Origin of the sequence: Exiguobacterium sp. UBA7533, assembly GCF_002479335.1 — a bacterium.
Lineage (GTDB): Bacteria > Bacillota > Bacilli > Exiguobacteriales > Exiguobacteriaceae > Exiguobacterium_A.
On the sequence record NZ_DLMP01000001.1, the window covers coordinates 471,324 to 488,402 of the forward strand.

Genomic DNA, 17,079 nt, shown 5'->3' on the forward strand with positions numbered 1-17,079 from the left:
GACGCAAAAGCAAAAGCCGAAGCCGATGCAAAAAAGAAAGCTGAAGCGGACGCTAAGAAAAAAGAGGCAGATGCGAAGAAACAGCAAGAGCAACAAAAGAAACAGCAAGAGCAACAAAAGAAACAAGATGAAAAGAAAAAAGATGCTGCTTCTGAAAACTAACAAAAAGGATGAATCACCTGTTTCGGTGATTCATCCTTTTTTCATGTTCAATCCTCCATCGTCGATAAATCGCCCGTTTCCAAGTTCAACTCCCATGCTTTCAGGACACGGCGCATGATTTTACCACTTCGTGTCTTCGGCAACTTATCTCGGAAATCAATTTCTCTTGGGGCAGCGTGAGCAGCTAGACCTTCCTTGACGAATGCTTGGATTTCTTGTTTTAATTCATCCGTTGGCTCATAACCATCACGTAAGGCAATGAATGCCTTAATGATTTCGCCTCGCACCGGGTCTGGTTTCCCGATGACTCCGGCTTCCGCGACTGCTGGGTGCTCAACGAGACGGCTTTCAACTTCAAACGGACCGACCCGTTCTCCAGCCGTCATGATGACGTCATCAACACGCCCCTGGAACCAGAAATAGCCTTCATCGTCCATATAGGCAGAATCGCCTGACACATACCATCCTTTAAAGAAATAGGATTCATATTTTTGTGGATTGTTCCAAATTTGACGCATCATCGATGGCCACGGTGTTTTCAAGGCAAGGTTACCCATCCGGAACGGTGGTAACTCGTTTCCTTGATCATCAATGATCGCAGCTTGGGTTCCTGGAATTGGTTTCCCCATCGATCCCGGTTTAATGTCCATCGACTTGTAGTTACAAATCATCATCGCGCCCGTTTCTGTCATCCACCATGTATCATGAATGCGTTGGTCAAATGCTTCTTTTCCCCAACGAATAACTTCTGGATTCAATGGTTCTCCGACAGACAACACATGACGAAGACTTGAAAGATCATGGTGATTCGCGACGTCCGCCCCCGCTCCCATTAACATCCGGAAAGCAGTTGGCGCGCTATACCAGACCGTTACGTTATACTTCTCGATAACACTATACCAGAAATCTGGATTAAAACGTCCACCGACAACTACGTTCGTTGCCCCATTTAAGAACGGTGCGAAGATACCGTAACTTGTTCCTGTGACCCACCCTGGATCAGCCGTGCACCAGTAGACATCGTCTTCTTGTAGATCGAGTACCCAACGTCCTGTCATTAAATGCTGAATCATCGCATTTTGAACATGGAGGACACCTTTTGGCTTCCCTGTCGATCCTGAAGTATAGTGCAAGATCAATCCGTCTTCACGATCCAACCAGACCGGTTCGAATACATCGGATGCTTGCTTGAACGCTTTTCGGAAATCAAGTAATGTTTCTGATTCTTCAACGCCTTCATCAACGAGTACTACTTTTTCAAGTGATTCCAGTTCCCCAACTGGAACACGCGGGAGCAACGCTTTCGTTGTCACGAGTAGTTTCGCTTCAGAATCAACTAAACGATCACGAACAGCTTGTTCCATGAATGCTTCAAACAACGGACCGATGATCGCTCCTACTTTCAGTGCACCAAGTAGGGCAAAGTACAGTTCTGGTGAGCGTGGCATGAAGATGAAAATCCGGTCACCCGTTTTGACTCCTGCATCGACTAATACGTTTGCCGCTTTATTCGTCAATCGTTTCATGTCTGCATAGGTGAATCGTTGTTCCGTCATTCCATCGAAATAGATCAGCGCATCCTTGTTCGCCCGCTCGCCTTCTGCGTGGCGGTCGATTGCTTCATAGGCCATGTTGACTTTCCCCGTTGTCGCCCATGAAAAGTACTGCTCAGCATCTTTCCAGTCGTACGTGTTCGTTTCATCATACTCTGCTAACCAATGCTTCCCCGGAAGCGCTTTCAAAACTTTCATGTCTCGTTCCTCCCCTTCTATGTTTTCCTCTTTATTATAAGCTAGTTATCCGTCAGTTCAATCCATTTGCCGTCAATTTGTTAAAAAATCCCTCTCTTTACTCAAGCGCTTTCGTCTATAATGAATAGGAAGGTGGTGACGCTTACATGTTTGAAAAACAATTCAATCATCGGACGCATGAAACATCACTCGGTCCTGTTGACATCGAAGGTCCCGTACCGAGTCAAACACTAGCAACGTATACACTCGATTCAGGGTTAACGGCTTTTCGTCCACCCGCTGAACAACATCAAGCGCTCGTTGAGATTGCGGACCTTGAAGAAGGACGGATCATCGTCGCTCGTCAAGGAACGGAAATCATCGGTTATGTGACTTACTTATATCCTGATCCCTATGAAACATGGAGTGAGGGAAACAATCCGTACATCTTGGAACTCGGGGCGATTGAAGTCTCCTCTCGGTTCCGCGGACAACAGATTGGTAAAAAATTGCTTGAAATCTCCATGCTAGATCCTGCCATGGAACATTATTTAATTCTAACGACTGAATATTATTGGCATTGGGACTTAAAAGGGAGTGGACTATCAGTGTGGGATTACCGGAAGATCATGGAGAAGATGATGAACCATGGGGGTCTTGTCTTTTTCCCGACCGATGATCCGGAAATCGCCTCCCACCCTGCTAACTGCCTGATGGCACGTATCGGAAAACACGTCTCACCTGAAGTCGTCGCTCATTTTGATGCGCTACGCTTGAGAAGACGCTTCATGTATGACTGAGCTCGAGGAGGAATCGTCATGTTAATCGAACAAATCATGAATACGACGTGCATCACGATGCAACCGACGAATTCCATCGCGCATGCGGTTGAACTCATGCAACGTCATCAGATTCGTCATATTCTCGTCGTTAATGCCCGTCATGAACTCGTCGGTCTTGTCGGACTAAAGGAAATTCAAAGCGCGAGTAGCATCTTTCATCCGGACACAGCAAAACAAGACCTACAGTATCCCGTTTCAAGCATTATGATCGAAAGCCCTATCACGGCCCATCCGCTCGATTTTCTAGAAGATGCGGCTGTGCTGTTTTATGAATATCGCTTATCCTGCTTGCCAATCGTCCGCGGTCGACGTCTTGTCGGTATCGTCACGGAAACGGATCTGTTACGGACATTCGTTCAGTTGACGGGTGCACTCGAACCAAGTTCCCAAATCGAGATCCGTGTCGAGAATACAGCAGGTACATTAGCGAAGATTTCCGCACTGCTTGCTAAAACGAATATTAATATTTTAAATGTACTCGTGTATCCAACAGACGATCCGTATGTCCGGATTGTTGCGTTTCGTGTTCAGACGATGAATCCAATTCGGATCATCGAGAAGTTACGCAAAGAAGGATTCGATGTACTTGGACCGGATGTGAGCAGATGAAGGATTTTGCTTATCTGTATAGTCCTGAAGAAGCAACCTATCGATTTTCCGAGACCCACCCATTTAACCCAATCCGTCTCGAATTAACCGTTTCCTTGCTTGAATCGATGCATCAATTAGATGACATCCCTTGTATCGCCCCACGTCATGCGACCGATGAAGAATTGGCACTCGTTCATGATCAGGATTATATTGCTGCTGTCAAAGCAGCCGGAACCGGAGTATTATCACCACTCAAGGCACAGATGTACGGTCTTGGTACGGAAGATACTCCCTTGTTTCAAGACATGCATTCGGGTGCTTCCCTCCTTGTCGGCGGAACGATTGAAGCATGTGACCTCGTCTTATCTGGTCAGTATAAACGCACCTTTCATATCGGCGGTGGATTACATCACGGGTTCCGCGGACGTGCTTCAGGGTTTTGTGTCTATAACGATACGGCTGTCGCCATGGCGGCGATGATTGAAAAATATCACTGTAAAATCCTTTATGTCGATACGGATGCTCACCACGGGGATGGTGTGCAATGGGCCTTTTATAATCGAAATGATGTCATGACACTATCTCTCCATGAAACGGGGCGCTACTTATTTCCAGGAACGGGGATGGTAACGGAGAGAGGATCTGAAGAAGGATACGGTTTTAGCTGGAATGTACCACTGGATGCTTTTACGGAAGACGATTCGTTTTTACTTGCTTATGAGACGGCACTCTTTGAAGCATGCGAGTTGTTTCAACCGGATCTCATCATCACACAAAATGGCGCTGATGCGCACGTGCTTGACCCATTGACGCATCTATCCTTAACGATGAAAAGTTATGAAAAGATTCCTCAAATCGCTGTGGCTGCGGCAGAAAAGTATACAGATGGAAAAATCGTTGCTTTAGGCGGCGGTGGTTATGATTGGTATCGTGTCGTTCCTCGCGCGTGGAGTCAGGTTTTTGCTGCCATGACAGGACAAGATCCTTTTCACGGGGAAATTCCAATTGCATGGCAAGAACGATGGGGCGGACAGGAAATAGCGCCACCCACGCACTGGCATGATCCGTCACCACTTTATCCCGCAATTCCAAGACGTCCTGAAATTGAAGAAAAAAATTGGGAGACCGTCAAACGATTGATTTGGCCATTCGTAAACGATGAACGTAAAAAACAACTGACAGCGATTTCCCCCTATTCCGCTGATTAATTGACTTTTTATCTTCACATTTATTTCGTTCGGAGTTCACATCTTGTTGCTATACTAAATATGGAATTTTTACTTAGTAAACGAATAGTTGGGGGAATCATCATGAAAAAGGCATGGCTTTACTCCGGTCTCATTCTGTCGACAGGGATCGTACTTGCAGGGTGCGGGAATGAAAAGCAGGCAATGGATCACGATAACATGCAAGGGGCCGGAAAACCGACCGTCGACGTCACTGTCGATATCCCAGCAAAGACAATGGATGAAGATGCCGTCGTCTTTAAAGCATCCGCGGTCGAAAAGAAAAAGCCCGTCAACCTTGAGGACGTGACGTTTGAAGTTTGGAAAGCTGGAAAACAAGATGGGGCACATCAAAAATTCAAAGCAACCTTGAAAAAGACAGGTTTCTATCAAGCAGAAGCCAAACTTGCTGAAGGTGAATACGAAGGTCTCTATCATATTAATGATAAAAAAGGACTCCATCACATGGATAAGATCTCTTTTGTCGTCATGGATCATTCACATGAAAAAGAGGAAGCATCGCATGAACACGAAGCCGTCGATGGTCTGTCTGTCCATTATATGGGTGCGACGAAAGTAAAGGCTGGTGCTGACCTCCCTGTCTCCTTTCACGTTTTTCTCGATGGAAAACCATTAAAGGCGAACGTTCAAGTCGAAGTCATTGAAACCGGTATTGAAAAACATAATTATGTTCCATTAACTAAAAAAGGTGATGCATACAGCGGAAAAGTCACATTGAACGCCCCCGGTCAGACGACGGTGCGTCTGCACGTCGAAAATGATCAACTCCACCATCACCAAGATGAACTCATCACCGTCACAAAATGAAAAAGCGTCTCTTTTTTCAAGCAGCTTGCTTGAGAGAAGAGACGCTTTTTCGATTAAGGGCGTGTCGAATCCCGTTGTTCGATTCGGTGTGGTAACGTGACATCGTTCGTTTCGATTTCTTCTTTGTTCAAAATCTTCGTCAAAAGACGCATCGAGACTGCTCCAATATCATACATCGGCTGAACGACAGTCGTCAGTTTCGGACGAATCATCGTCGCAAGACGTGTATTATCGTGTCCGATGACTTCGAAGTCTTCTGGAACACGGTGTCCGGCATCTTGTAAGGCATGGATGACACCAAGAGCCATCTCATCTGTTCCAGCAAAAATCGCACGTGGGCAATCTTCTCCAAGTTCAAGCAATTGGTTCATCGCCTTCATTCCTGAATCATACGTATAGTTTCCAAGGACGACGTTTTGTTCGCTGAACGGAAGGTTCGCCTCTTCGAGCGCCCGACGATAACCAGCAAATTTCTTTTCACCATTGATTTGCTGTTCAAGTGGACCAGTGATGAACCCGATCCGTTCATGTCCACGGTCAATCAATGATTTGACGGCGTCATGTGCAGCACTTTCGTAATCGATGTTGACGGCAGGAAGGTCATAATCTTGATTTAGTGTCGCAGCGAGAACGATGGGCACAGGTGATGTCTTGAATTCACGAACGAGATCCTCATGTAGACGCCCACCCATGAAGATGATCCCATCAACCTGTTTTCCAAGTAATGTATTGAGCAAATGGATTTCTTTTTCCCGATTTTGGTCGGAGTTACAAAGAATGATGTTATATTTATACATCGTCGCAACATCTTCGATTCCCCGTGCTAAATCCGCAAAAAAGATGTTCGAGATATCGGGTACGATGACACCGACAGTCGTCGTTTTTTTACTTGCAAGTCCACGAGCAACAGCGTTTGGGCGGTAACCCAGTTGTTCGATTGCATCTTGGACCTTCTTTCGTGTGGATGGTTTAACGTTCGGATTCCCGTTGACGACACGCGATACGGTCGCCATCGAGACAGCCGCCTCTCGTGCGACGTCATAAATCGTAATATTACTATTCAAAACAAATTCCTCCTTTAGTATGATCCATCTCAAGTGTTTTCATTTCGTTTTCATTTTTAGGCAACACGAAAGGAAGACAGGAAAAGATAGTTTTCTTTTCCCATTCTTCCTTCATTGTAAAACGTTTTCATTCGCTTTAGGTCACCCTTTTTCGAAAATCATTGAACGTTTAGTGCCGGAAAGGTAGTCGTCAAGTTTTCGACGAACGTATCGAATTCTTGGAAATCAAGTTGTTGGTTCGCATCAGATAGTGCGAGTGCCGGAAACGGATGGACTTCAACCATGACAGCATCAGCACCGATCGCGTAAGCCGCTTTCGCCGTTGGCAACAGAAGATCCTTCCGTCCTGTCGAATGCGTCACATCGACCATGACAGGAAGATGTGTCTCTTGCTTCAGAATTGGAACTGCTGAGATATCAAGCGTGTTCCGTGTTGCACGTTCATATGTCCGAATGCCGCGCTCACACAAAATGACTTGATCGTTACCACTTGCCATGATGTACTCAGCCGCGTACATGAACTCCTCGAGTGTTGCAGCAAGTCCTCGTTTTAAAAGAACCGGCTTATTTGTACGACCGACTTCTTTTAGTAAATCGAAGTTTTGCATGTTGCGTGCGCCAACCTGGATAATGTCGACATATGGTAAAGCAGATTCAACCGCACTCGGCGTCATGATTTCAGTGATGACATGCAAACCGTGCGCGTCCGCTGCTTTTTTCAACATTTTTAGACCCTCGAGTCCAAGACCTTGGAAGTCGTAAGGTGATGTGCGTGGTTTGTACGCTCCACCTCGCATGAACTTCACGCCGTGTTTCGCGAGTTGTTCCGCGACTTCGAATACTTGTTCCTCGCTCTCGACCGCACATGGTCCAGCAATCAATTGTTGAGAACCATCTCCGATGACAGCATCTCCGATTCGGATGATCGTGTTCGTCGGTTTTTGTTTCCGTGATACGAGTAATTTCCGAGTCCGATCTTCTCCTTGTAATTCAAGAGAAGCTTTGAAAATTTCTTTAAATACATGCTGAAGGCGTCCTGTTTCAAAAGGTCCATGGTTATTAGCAGCAATTGATTCGAGCATTTGACGTTCCCGAACAGGGTCGTAACGGTCAAGCCCTTGTGCTCGTTTGACTTTTCCGATTTCGACAGCAATTTGACCACGTCGGTTCATCAATTCCAATAATTCTGCATTCACTAAATCGAGTTCATCCCGTAATCTTTTTAATTCTGCGTGTTGATCCATGTCCTACCACTCCCTAATCAGCATATAGCTCGTAATAGCAACTAATTATAACGAACTCTTTCCATGTTGTACATAAAGAAGCTGCATGATTTCTTAAAATATGAAAATAAATTACGTTTTTTCATATAATTTTTTCTACGTTTTCTCTATAAAGAAACATAGAAAAAGAGCCCTCATGATGAGAGCTCCGTATTCACTTCTTATTTCTTATGATTCACATCAGATTGTGGGTCATTGTCTTCCTCTTGCTCTTCCGCTAACTGTTCCCGTAGCTCTGAAAGATCAACGACCGTTTCCGTATCGATTTCTTCTGCCACGGATGCGCCATCGACTTCGTCCCCAATTTCACGCTCGATGTCACGTACAAGCTGTTCTGCTTCTGCGAGAGCTGCATCGATACTTGCCTGATCCTTCTCAAAACCAGCGTATTGTGCCGCTTCTTGAACTGTCGAATTATTCTTTGCTTTTTCAATGACAGGTGCTGCTTTGTCTTTTGCCAGTTGAATCCATTCTCCCACGAGTGGTTCTGCTTTTTCGCGAACAACTTGCGTCTGTTCTGTCAAACGTTGACGTGCAGGAGCCGTACGCTCGTCGATTAAGTCGCGCATCTCACGACCTGATTTCGGACTAGAAAGGAGAGCTGCCGCGGCACCAATCAATCCACCAACGATGATTCCCGCAAGGAAACCTCCTCCTTTAGAAGAATCTTGTGCTTGATATGGATGTTGTTTCGTCATGATTTACGATCTCCTTTCAACTCATCTGGAATGCTTTCGACGTCCGGGACGGATACGACTTCCGGTGTAACCGGTGTCTCTGCTTTTTTCCGGAATCGACGACGTGGTTTTTTCTCAACTGTCGTCGTTGCTGTCGTATGATTTGAAACTGTTGTTTCTGCCGGTTTATTTTTTTTGAATAATTCTACAGCGACTGAGCCCCAACGGACTGCTTGTGCAATCTGGTCTTTATTCGTATCTGCCGCACCAGCGACCGTATCGGATACCGTCCGGACAGAATCTGTTACTTTATTCAAGGACGTACCAAGCTCTTCGATCGAGTTTGCAACAGGTGCAAGCAACTCGGTTTTTTCTTCAATCGTATCGACAAGACGATTCGTCTTATGTAACAACGCTGTCGTCTCCATCATGATACCGTCCAATTGACGTTCAAGTCCTGCTGTCGTGTTGGCTACATTGTTCAGCGTCTTACTTGCAGCACTTAGTACACGGGCAAGGAAAATGACGAGTACTACGAATGCGATCGCAGCGACTAATCCGGCGATTCCGCCTAATGTGATTTCCATGGTTCTTGCCTCCAATTTTTTGCGTAGTCTTTTGTTGTTAGTTCGACATGTAGCAAGTCGTTCCTGCTACTCCAAATGGTTTATTTCCGTTACAATGATAATTGAAACCTACATCATCCATTTCGAGGGGGAAATTTCATGCGTGACCCACGTCTTACTCAACTGGCAACGAATCTGATCAACTATTCGGTTGCCCTTGAACCTGGTGAAAAAGTATTGATTGAAAATTTCGGTATCGAACGTGAACTAGTCGAAGCACTCGTAGAAGCTGCCTACGCGGCTGGCGGTCATCCGTTCGTCTTACTTAAGGATAATCGTATCCTACGAAAATTATACCGAAATGCTTCAGAAGAGCAACTCCAATTGATGGCAGACATCGAACGTAAGCAGATGCAGGCGATGGATGCATACATCGGATTACGAGCTGGTGATAATATCAATGAACTATCGGATGTACCAGCTGAACAAATGAAACTGTACGGTCAAACGATTGGTAAGATGCATACACAGGATCGCGTCAAAGGAACGAAATGGGTCGTCCTTCGCTTCCCGACAGCATCGATGGCTCAACTTGCCAATCAATCGACAGAAGCATTCGAAGACTTTTACTTCGATGTCTGTACGCTTGATTACGAAAAAATGGGACAAGCGATGGAACCGCTCGTCGATTTGATGAACCGGACGGATCGTGTTCGTCTCGTCGGACCAGGAACGGACCTTTCGTTCTCGATCAAAGACATCCCAGCAATCAAATGTGCCGGAAATGCCAATATTCCGGACGGTGAAGTCTTTACGGCACCCGTTAAAGATTCCGTCAACGGTGTCATCTCATATAACACACCATCTCCGTATCAAGGATTCACGTTTGAAAACGTCAAACTGACGTTCAAAGACGGTAAAATTGTCGAAGCGACGGCGAACGATACGGATCGTATCAACCAAGTCTTCGATACAGATGCGGGTTCTCGTTTCGTCGGTGAATTTGCGATTGGCGTCAATCCCTTTATCCAGCATCCAATGAAGGATATTCTGTTCGATGAGAAAATCGATGGCAGCTTCCACTTCACGCCGGGTCAAGCTTACGAAGAAGCCTACAACGGTAATGATTCATCCGTTCACTGGGATCTCGTCAATATCCAACGCCCTGATTACGGTGGTGGGGAGATCTGGTTTGACGACGTATTGATTCGTAAAGACGGTCGTTTCGTCCTTCCTGAACTCGAAGTCCTCAATCCTGAAAACCTGAAATAAGAAAAAGCGGATGGCTCGTCCTTCATAGGACAGGGGCATCCGTTTTCTATATCTTATTTTTTCAATGTCGCACGAAGCATCCAAATTTGTTTTTCGATTTCCTTCGCTTGACCAAGCAGATCATCTTCCACTGTTACGTCTTGTGCCTCAAGATGTTCAATCGCATCAAGCATCTCTTTTCGGACTTGTTGGAAGTCTTTAATGACCGAATCGATCATCTCATCTGCTGACAAACCTGATTTTGCTTCTTCGAGTGTCGTTTGTTCTAAATATTCTTTTAGCGTCGCTGAAGGTGTCCCGTTATTCATCAAGAGACGTTCCGCAACGACATCATACTGCTCAGACACCCATGTATAGAGTTCTTCAAGCTTCTCGTGAAGCGTCAAGAAGTCTGGACCTTTAATATACCAATGGTAGTTATGGAGCTTAACGAATAGGACCCCATAGTTTGCGACCTGTTGATTCAAGGCTGATTTTGCATGATTACTGATCATCTGATATTCCCCTTTCCTGATTTCAAATGACGTTCTAATTCATCTTTATCCTTAAATAACAAAGGATAAACATCATTTTCAGGAAGATTGGATTATCGCGGACGTTTTAATCCCTTTAGCATATATCCGCCTTTGAAGTCGACGGAATCGAAGGCAACGAGAAATGCTTTCGGTTCATACTCCTCGACGAGGTTACGGAGCACTTTCATACGTGTTCGTGCCGCAAGGACATCTAATCGGTAACGAACACCGTCTCGACCTTGTCCTTGATAATGCGTCACACCGAAACCATTATCACGGATGACTTGAATGAGTTCTGCCGGAAATTCTTGTGTGTGTACTTGGATCATATTGTAACCGATGGCTAGTTTTCGTTCGACATATCCACCAATGAGTATACCAAGTCCGAATCCGAGTGCATAAACGACCATACCAAGTGTCGTTAAGTCTTGGAACACGATTCCTAATGCAAAAATGTAAATCAATGTTTCGACCGTCCCAAAGAGTCCGGCAATGACGGTCCGTCCTTTGACAAGCATGATCGTCCGTAATGTCAAAACAGGAACGTAAATCAACTGGAGCAATAAGATGAGTAAAATCTGTCCCATGGTGTCTTTCCTCTCTATAATAACTTCAACACATACACACTATTTCAAACTTTATTTCAAGATGCAATCCTATTTTAGATTTTCCCTATCAGTTTTTTGATTTTACTATCACAATTCAAATTTACGACAAAAAAATGCCACTCTAATCGAGTGACACTTTTGGTTCTCACTTATTTTACACTTTGATATTGATGCTGATACGTTTGAATGTCGCCCGCTCCCATGAATAGAAGCACAGCATTTTCATGCTGACGTAGGACAGAAACGTTGTCGCGCGTCAGAATAGAAGCTTGCGGAATTTTCTCCTGCAAATCTTCGACTCGAACTTGCCCTTCCTGCTCACGTGCTGAACCAAAGATTTCACATAGATATGTCGCATCTGCTTCACGTAAAGATGTCGCAAAATCATCCATGAATGATTTCAAGCGTGTGTACGTATGCGGTTGGAAAATCGCGATGACTTCACGATCCGGATATTTCTTCCGTGCCGACTCGATCGTTGCGCTGATCTCTTTTGGATGGTGTGCGTAGTCGTCTACTAAGATTTGTGTGCCAAATTCTGACTCACTGAAGCGGCGTTTCACTCCACCGAATGTTGCTAAACGTTCAGCAACGTCTTCTTTACTCAATCCTTCGTACTGACAGATCGCAATGACAGATAATGCGTTCAAGACATGATGACGACCGAATCCTGGAATCAGGAACGTGCCATAGAAATCATCACGTAAATAGACATCAAACGATGTGCCGTCTGGCGTTGATGTCGCATTTTCAGCTCGGAAATCATTGTTTTCTCCGAATCCATAATAAAGAACAGGTACATTCGCTTGAATGTTTTGAAGATGTTCGTCATCTCCACAAGCAACGATTGCTTGCTTGACCTGCATCGCCATCTCTTGAAAAGCCGAAACGACATCATCGATTCCCGTGAAATAATCCGAATGATCGAAGTCGATGTTCGTCATGATAGCGTAATCCGGCTTGTAATATAAGAAGTGACGTTTGTATTCACATGCCTCGAAGACGAATGCCTTCGCATCTTCTACTCCTGCCCCTGTTCCGTCTCCGATCAAGAAGGCCGTCGGTGTAATACCGCTCAAGACGTGTGAAAGCAAACCTGTCGTCGACGTTTTTCCGTGTGAGCCTGTAATGGCGACCGAACGATATTCATTTGCTAAGTGTCCTAAGAAATCGTAATAATGATGGATCGTTAAACCAAGTTCATTTGCCCGTGCGATTTCTGGATGATCATCTCCAAAGGCATTCCCCTGGATGATGACATAATCTTCTTTGATGTTATCCGCATTGAACGGGAAAAATGGAATTCCCTTAGCCCGTAACGCGTCTTCAGTAAAAATGTGCTTTTCGATGTCTGAACCTTGTACCTCATGATTCATCTCATGTAGTACTTGGGCGAGCGCACTCATCCCTGTTCCTTTGATTCCAACAAAATGATACTTTGTCATATAAAAGCCCTCCAATTCACGTTCCGGTCCGTACCATCGGGCTCGGGTACAAAACCTGTACCATTATAGCAAACCGATTTATTTTTTACCATGTAAATTATTTTGCTCTCGACGCGCACGATACATCGCCATCAAGTCTTTTGTCGTCATAACGACATTGACAGGCGGTCCAACCGGCTTTTTCACTTCCGACTGAACGGGTGCTACTGCTTCCGCTTCAGCAACAGATGGATCCAAAATCGAAGTGACTTCTTCCGATTGTTGCTTCTCTGCTTCTTGATCATCAAGAAGTGCCTCGCTCGATGTATCCATCGGAACAGTTTGCTCTTCTACGGTTTCACGTGTAGAAGGCGCTTCACTTACCCGCTCTTTTACAACCGTTTCTTCTGTTTCAGGTACGGTCGGCAATTCGACTTCGCTTACGTGATCTTGATTGGCTTCAGGTTCCGGTACAAGTAATTCAACGTCCGTCACCGGTACAAAGCCAGCATCTGCTTCTGCATTGTCTAAGACAACTTCTTCCGGCGCAACAGCCTCCTGCTCCGTCAAAGTAACCTCATCAGTAATTCCCTGTTCATCTGCATCTGAAACCTGTTCAACGGTTTTTGTTTCTTCCGCAGCTTCTACCGTTTCAGATACAGATTGTTTCGGACGTTGGAATCCATAAATCGGTGAAGGAACATCTGTTAAAACGAAGCGGTCTTCGCGCTCCTCTTTTTTCGGACGCTCTACCGGCTTTGTCTCACGTTCCCCCGCAAGCTCTCGACGAATTCGGGCAGCCTGCTCCTTTAGTGACTGTTCATAACGATTACTCATACGTTCACCCCTCCATCTTGTTAAAAAATCGGTCGAATCATCGACCGATTGAGAATGCTTCCCCTACTGCTGATGTATCATCAAGTACAAGAATCCCTTTTTCTTGTGGCGCATTGGCAAGTCCGAGCTCACGCGCTGAACAGAGCATACCACTTGACGGTACGCCACGTAATGCTGAAGGACGAATGATTAACCCAGACGGCATGACCGCACCCGGTTTAGCGACGACGACCTTTTGACCCGCTGCTACATTCGGCGCTCCACAAACGATTTGTAAAGTTCCGTTATCCACCTCTACCTGACAGACCGATAATTTGTCAGCATCCGGATGCTTCTCACAAGAAGCAACAAACCCGACAACGAATTTCGGAGAATAGTCAACTTGTTCGAGTGACAATTCGATATCTCGGTTTGCAAGTTCCTTTTGGATGCGTGCTGCCAATTCTTCCGTCAATTCAACCGGTCCTTGTGACTCAATCGTAAATGTATTCGACGCCTCAAACAAGTTGTAACCAACAATACGATCACCATGCTTGATTGTTGCTACGTCTCCTTCACGAGTCGCCGTCACTTCCGCACGTGGTGCGTCTTCTAAAATGATCATTAAGACGTCACCGACGCCCTCTTTATTATAAAACACATTCATTCAATCCATGACTCCCTTCCGTCTTTCTCACAATGCCTATTGTATCAGATTCTTTACTCTTTCGGCTGCTTGTTTTTCGCAAGGACGAAGACCGGCTCAAGATTGCCATCTTCATATAAGAATGGCAATGCCGTAACAGGTACACGACCGTTCGAGAAGAAATCAAACATGAGTTGTTGTAAGACATCATATCCAGCGTCATTGCGGATATCGGCAAAAATCAAGACATCCTGGTGTGGAATACCAACAGCGAATTCCCCTTCGATCCGCGCCGCGTAATCAGCTAACAATGTCTTGTTCAAGACACGACTCGCCTCATATCCGTCTCCAAGACTCAAGAAATAAAAGATGTTCCCCGCTACTTCATCTTGTTTAAATGGCGCATCGAGCGATTTCAGGTTAAAACGTGCAGCTTCCGACAGCTGTTCAGCCGTCCATTCTGCAGATGCCAATAACTCCTCGTCAATCAAACGATATGTCGCCCCTAAATCAAGTGCGTACATGATTTTCGTCTCACCAGTATGTGGTGTGCTAACAAGCGTTTTTCCTTCTTTTGTCGTATCAGCAAACGATTTAGCCCGAATGACAGGGAATATTTTCTGTTCTTGTCCAACGAGTGAAATTTGATCCGTTTGTCCGAGCACAGCACGGATGTATTCGATCGTCTCTTCGACTGCGATGACACCTCTTCGTTTTGCTTTTGCGACGAGCGGGTTCAATCCGACATCAACGCCTGATTTATCATGCTTCCGCTCAATTCGTAACACGGACTTTTCACGATCGAAATACGTTGTATAACCTTCTTCTTCGAATGTTTGTGTCATCATTCTTCGGATTTGTTGTAGTTCCACTTGATTTCATCCTTTCTATCATGAAAAAAAGCGAGTCAGCGCTCGCTTTTTTCTTAAACCGTTTCTAAAAATGCTGTCACTTGTTCTGGTGTCTTCCGCTCTTTGCCGACATAACGCCCTGTTTCTTCACCATCTCGGAACGCGACAAAGCTTGGAATTCCGAAGATGTCCATTTCCTGGGCAATTTCAATGTGATCGTCGCGATCGACATAGTAAAATTCGAACGCGTCAAACGTCTGCTCGATTTCCGGCATGAACGGATCTAAAAAGCGACAATCCGGGCACCAGTTTGCTGAGAATAAAAAGACGGCCTTGCCTTGTTTTGCTGTATCGAATTCTTGTTTGGATTGTAATGTTTTCATGATGGTTTCCTCCTTTAATTTCCCTAGAAGTCATTGCCCTCATCATAGCATATTCAAATGTGACTGTGCGTTTTTGTGCTCGGTTTGCTATACTGCAACTAGAAAACACCTTGAAAGGACTTCACTATGGCAGATCAACCAATCAAACATCCGTTCGAACGCTTCGTCGGCTTCATCGGCATGACGAGTTGTTTACGTTACGGCTATTCCTTCATTGATTCCGAACGGAGCTTACCCGAAATCTTTTTATATTTAGTTGTCGGTTTCGCGGTCATCATTCTACTCGAAGCACTCGGAAAACGACTTGCTCGGAAATTACCTGTCGTGCGCATGCGTTACTTGATACCCCTCTATCTCGTTTATCTTTACATCTTCTTCACGAGTTTTTATTCGAGTTCATTCGGATTCTCTTTATGAAATGAAAAAAAGCTGATTCAAAAGGCATGTCCTTGTTTATCCACCATTCGGTCAAACAGACACATTCTTTAGAATCAGCTTTTTGTACTTAATATTCGATTTTCAAGTCACCATCTTGAATCCGACCGAGTCGAAGTAATAACCGATAGATGAGATAACTGATGATGCCAGGCGCAATAAAACATAATACGATGACGGCTACATAGTATTCCATTTCAAATCCCATCGTCTTCAACAACATCAATGGACCAACAAAACCACTCGTCCCCATGCCTGAGCCTTCTGGGTTGCTCTCAAGCATCAACAGAACAGTCGCGAATGGCGCTAGGATAGCACCTGCGATCGTAGGCGGAATGAGAATCCAAGGATTGCGGATGATGTTTCCGACTTGGAGCATCGATGTGCCGATACTTTGTGCGATGACGCCCCCGATTCCGTTATCACGATAACTGATGACACCAAAACCAATCATTTGAGCGGCACAGCCGATCGTCGCAGCACCCGCAGCAAGTCCATCCAATCCAAGCATGATTCCAAGTGCGGCACTTGAAATCGGCGCTGTCAATGCAAGTCCCATGACGGTAGCAATGAAGATACCCATGAACAACGGTTCGCGTTCCGTCCCCCAGCGAATTATTTCACCCAGATCGGTCATGCCTTTTCCAATCCATTTCCCGGCATAACGTCCAGCAACGAATCCAACTAGCAACGTGACGAACGGCGTCAACAGAATATCGAGTCGCGTCGTCTTTGACACGAGTTTTCCGATTTCTGTTGCAAGTAGCGTCGCAATGTAACTACCTGCCGGTCCGCCAGCTTCATATCCAAATGCTCCAACCGCAACTGCTGCAAATAAGATGAGTGGCGGTGCTTCAAGCGCAAACGCTACGGCGACACCGATCGCTGGTCCCGTCAGAGCAATCGCCTGCTCGCCTAATTGAATAAGAAACCTTGCTTCGATACCACGATCTACCAACCCTTCTCCGATTGTTTGAACAATCAAGCCCATGATCAGCGAACTGAATAAACCAAGCGCCATATAACTTAATACAGTGATGAAATATACTTTAGGGCTAAGTGAAATTCCCTTTTGCTTGAACATCTTGTCACGTCCTTTACTCAACATCGCGTATCATTATACCAAATCCACTTTCGATTCGACTAGGCTGTTTTTCCAA

At 45.3% G+C, this 17,079-nt stretch carries 19 protein-coding genes; 6 read left to right on the forward strand and 13 right to left on the reverse strand.

The features are described 5' to 3' along the window. Positions 1–209: 209 nt before the first annotated feature. Positions 210–1,913, reverse strand: coding sequence for an acetate--CoA ligase (acsA, locus tag B2U10_RS02345; protein ID WP_290785366.1), 1,704 nt, complete (start codon positions 1,911–1,913; stop codon positions 210–212). A 146-nt stretch (positions 1,914–2,059) separates the two neighbouring features. Between acsA and B2U10_RS02350 the strand changes: the two genes are divergently transcribed. The 4 genes from B2U10_RS02350 to B2U10_RS02365 all read left to right on the forward strand — a co-directional run bounded on the left by B2U10_RS02350 (position 2,060) and on the right by B2U10_RS02365 (position 5,379). Next, positions 2,060–2,692, forward strand: a complete 633-nt coding sequence (locus B2U10_RS02350) for a GNAT family N-acetyltransferase (protein ID WP_023469064.1) — start codon at positions 2,060–2,062, stop codon at positions 2,690–2,692. Between the two features lie 18 nt (positions 2,693–2,710). Continuing rightward, positions 2,711–3,343 carry an acetoin utilization AcuB family protein gene (locus B2U10_RS02355; RefSeq protein ID WP_290785369.1) on the forward strand — a complete coding sequence of 211 codons (633 nt, stop codon included), beginning with the start codon at positions 2,711–2,713 and terminating at the stop codon, positions 3,341–3,343. Then, positions 3,340–4,533: an acetoin utilization protein AcuC gene (locus tag B2U10_RS02360; protein WP_056062706.1), complete on the forward strand. Its 1,194-nt coding sequence runs from the start codon at positions 3,340–3,342 to the stop codon at positions 4,531–4,533. The genes B2U10_RS02355 and B2U10_RS02360 overlap by 4 nt, the downstream gene beginning before the upstream one ends. Before the next feature lie 102 nt (positions 4,534–4,635). After that, the gene (locus tag B2U10_RS02365) at positions 4,636–5,379 is read left to right on the forward strand and encodes a FixH family protein (protein ID WP_155960138.1); all 744 of its coding nucleotides are present in this window, start codon (positions 4,636–4,638) and stop codon (positions 5,377–5,379) included. A 53-nt stretch (positions 5,380–5,432) separates the two neighbouring features. Here B2U10_RS02365 and ccpA read toward each other — a convergent pair whose 3' ends face one another. The 4 genes from ccpA to B2U10_RS02385 form a co-directional block, all read right to left on the reverse strand. Further along, a complete protein-coding gene (ccpA, locus tag B2U10_RS02370; RefSeq protein ID WP_035406207.1) occupies positions 5,433–6,443 on the reverse strand; it encodes a catabolite control protein A in 1,011 nt (336 codons plus the stop codon). A gap of 158 nt (positions 6,444–6,601) precedes the next feature. Beyond that, positions 6,602–7,687, reverse strand: coding sequence for a bifunctional 3-deoxy-7-phosphoheptulonate synthase/chorismate mutase (locus B2U10_RS02375; RefSeq protein ID WP_035406204.1), 1,086 nt, complete (start codon positions 7,685–7,687; stop codon positions 6,602–6,604). Between the two features lie 200 nt (positions 7,688–7,887). Then, positions 7,888–8,424: a YtxH domain-containing protein gene (locus B2U10_RS02380; RefSeq protein WP_035406201.1), complete on the reverse strand. Its 537-nt coding sequence runs from the start codon at positions 8,422–8,424 to the stop codon at positions 7,888–7,890. Then, a complete protein-coding gene (locus tag B2U10_RS02385) occupies positions 8,421–8,990 on the reverse strand; it encodes a DUF948 domain-containing protein (RefSeq protein ID WP_035406198.1) in 570 nt (189 codons plus the stop codon). Before B2U10_RS02385 ends, B2U10_RS02380 begins: the two co-directional genes overlap by 4 nt. Before the next feature lie 138 nt (positions 8,991–9,128). On the opposite strand from B2U10_RS02385, the gene B2U10_RS02390 reads away from it, so the two are divergent. Then, on the forward strand, positions 9,129–10,241 hold the full coding sequence (locus B2U10_RS02390; protein WP_035406195.1) for an aminopeptidase: 1,113 nt from the start codon (positions 9,129–9,131) through the stop codon (positions 10,239–10,241). 53 nt (positions 10,242–10,294) lie between these two features. Here the strand turns inward: B2U10_RS02390 and B2U10_RS02395 are convergent, their stop codons facing one another. From B2U10_RS02395 to B2U10_RS02425, 7 genes are all read right to left on the reverse strand, one after another. Next, positions 10,295–10,735, reverse strand: a complete 441-nt coding sequence (locus tag B2U10_RS02395) for a Dps family protein (protein ID WP_023469073.1) — start codon at positions 10,733–10,735, stop codon at positions 10,295–10,297. 92 nt (positions 10,736–10,827) lie between these two features. Then, complete coding sequence (locus B2U10_RS02400) at positions 10,828–11,343, reverse strand: DUF2179 domain-containing protein (protein WP_035406192.1); 516 nt, start codon at positions 11,341–11,343, stop codon at positions 10,828–10,830. A 170-nt stretch (positions 11,344–11,513) separates the two neighbouring features. Continuing rightward, positions 11,514–12,809 (reverse strand): UDP-N-acetylmuramate--L-alanine ligase, encoded by a 1,296-nt coding sequence (gene murC / locus B2U10_RS02405; protein ID WP_035406189.1) that lies wholly within the window; start codon positions 12,807–12,809, stop codon positions 11,514–11,516. Between the two features lie 78 nt (positions 12,810–12,887). Beyond that, positions 12,888–13,625, reverse strand: a complete 738-nt coding sequence (locus B2U10_RS02410; protein WP_056062712.1) for a hypothetical protein — start codon at positions 13,623–13,625, stop codon at positions 12,888–12,890. A 37-nt stretch (positions 13,626–13,662) separates the two neighbouring features. Further along, entirely contained in the window at positions 13,663–14,271 is a 609-nt protein-coding gene (gene ytpR / locus B2U10_RS02415) for a YtpR family tRNA-binding protein (RefSeq protein WP_035406183.1), read from the reverse strand. Between the two features lie 53 nt (positions 14,272–14,324). Next, entirely contained in the window at positions 14,325–15,122 is a 798-nt protein-coding gene (locus B2U10_RS02420) for a DUF1444 domain-containing protein (RefSeq protein ID WP_056062718.1), read from the reverse strand. A 53-nt stretch (positions 15,123–15,175) separates the two neighbouring features. Beyond that, positions 15,176–15,484: a thioredoxin family protein gene (locus B2U10_RS02425; protein WP_035406177.1), complete on the reverse strand. Its 309-nt coding sequence runs from the start codon at positions 15,482–15,484 to the stop codon at positions 15,176–15,178. Between the two features lie 126 nt (positions 15,485–15,610). Between B2U10_RS02425 and B2U10_RS02430 the strand changes: the two genes are divergently transcribed. Continuing rightward, the gene (locus B2U10_RS02430; protein WP_056062721.1) at positions 15,611–15,901 is read left to right on the forward strand and encodes a hypothetical protein; all 291 of its coding nucleotides are present in this window, start codon (positions 15,611–15,613) and stop codon (positions 15,899–15,901) included. Between the two features lie 88 nt (positions 15,902–15,989). On the opposite strand, the gene B2U10_RS02435 is transcribed toward B2U10_RS02430, so the two are convergent. Further along, complete coding sequence (locus tag B2U10_RS02435) at positions 15,990–17,003, reverse strand: PTS transporter subunit IIC (protein ID WP_214852777.1); 1,014 nt, start codon at positions 17,001–17,003, stop codon at positions 15,990–15,992. Positions 17,004–17,079: the final 76 nt, after the last annotated feature.

Coding starts and splice junctions, on each gene's coding strand:
- acsA (WP_290785366.1), bottom strand. CDS start 1,913: ATGAAAGTTTTGAAAGCGCTTCCGGGGAAGCATTGGTTAGCAGAGTAT.
- B2U10_RS02350 (WP_023469064.1), top strand. CDS start 2,060: ATGTTTGAAAAACAATTCAATCATCGGACGCATGAAACATCACTCGGT.
- B2U10_RS02355 (WP_290785369.1), top strand. CDS start 2,711: ATGTTAATCGAACAAATCATGAATACGACGTGCATCACGATGCAACCG.
- B2U10_RS02360 (WP_056062706.1), top strand. CDS start 3,340: ATGAAGGATTTTGCTTATCTGTATAGTCCTGAAGAAGCAACCTATCGA.
- B2U10_RS02365 (WP_155960138.1), top strand. CDS start 4,636: ATGAAAAAGGCATGGCTTTACTCCGGTCTCATTCTGTCGACAGGGATC.
- B2U10_RS02375 (WP_035406204.1), bottom strand. CDS start 7,687: ATGGATCAACACGCAGAATTAAAAAGATTACGGGATGAACTCGATTTA.
- B2U10_RS02380 (WP_035406201.1), bottom strand. CDS start 8,424: ATGACGAAACAACATCCATATCAAGCACAAGATTCTTCTAAAGGAGGA.
- B2U10_RS02385 (WP_035406198.1), bottom strand. CDS start 8,990: ATGGAAATCACATTAGGCGGAATCGCCGGATTAGTCGCTGCGATCGCA.
- B2U10_RS02390 (WP_035406195.1), top strand. CDS start 9,129: ATGCGTGACCCACGTCTTACTCAACTGGCAACGAATCTGATCAACTAT.
- B2U10_RS02395 (WP_023469073.1), bottom strand. CDS start 10,735: ATGATCAGTAATCATGCAAAATCAGCCTTGAATCAACAGGTCGCAAAC.
- B2U10_RS02400 (WP_035406192.1), bottom strand. CDS start 11,343: ATGGGACAGATTTTACTCATCTTATTGCTCCAGTTGATTTACGTTCCT.
- murC (WP_035406189.1), bottom strand. CDS start 12,809: ATGACAAAGTATCATTTTGTTGGAATCAAAGGAACAGGGATGAGTGCG.
- B2U10_RS02410 (WP_056062712.1), bottom strand. CDS start 13,625: ATGAGTAATCGTTATGAACAGTCACTAAAGGAGCAGGCTGCCCGAATT.
- ytpR (WP_035406183.1), bottom strand. CDS start 14,271: ATGAATGTGTTTTATAATAAAGAGGGCGTCGGTGACGTCTTAATGATC.
- B2U10_RS02425 (WP_035406177.1), bottom strand. CDS start 15,484: ATGAAAACATTACAATCCAAACAAGAATTCGATACAGCAAAACAAGGC.
- B2U10_RS02430 (WP_056062721.1), top strand. CDS start 15,611: ATGGCAGATCAACCAATCAAACATCCGTTCGAACGCTTCGTCGGCTTC.
- B2U10_RS02435 (WP_214852777.1), bottom strand. CDS start 17,003: ATGTTCAAGCAAAAGGGAATTTCACTTAGCCCTAAAGTATATTTCATC.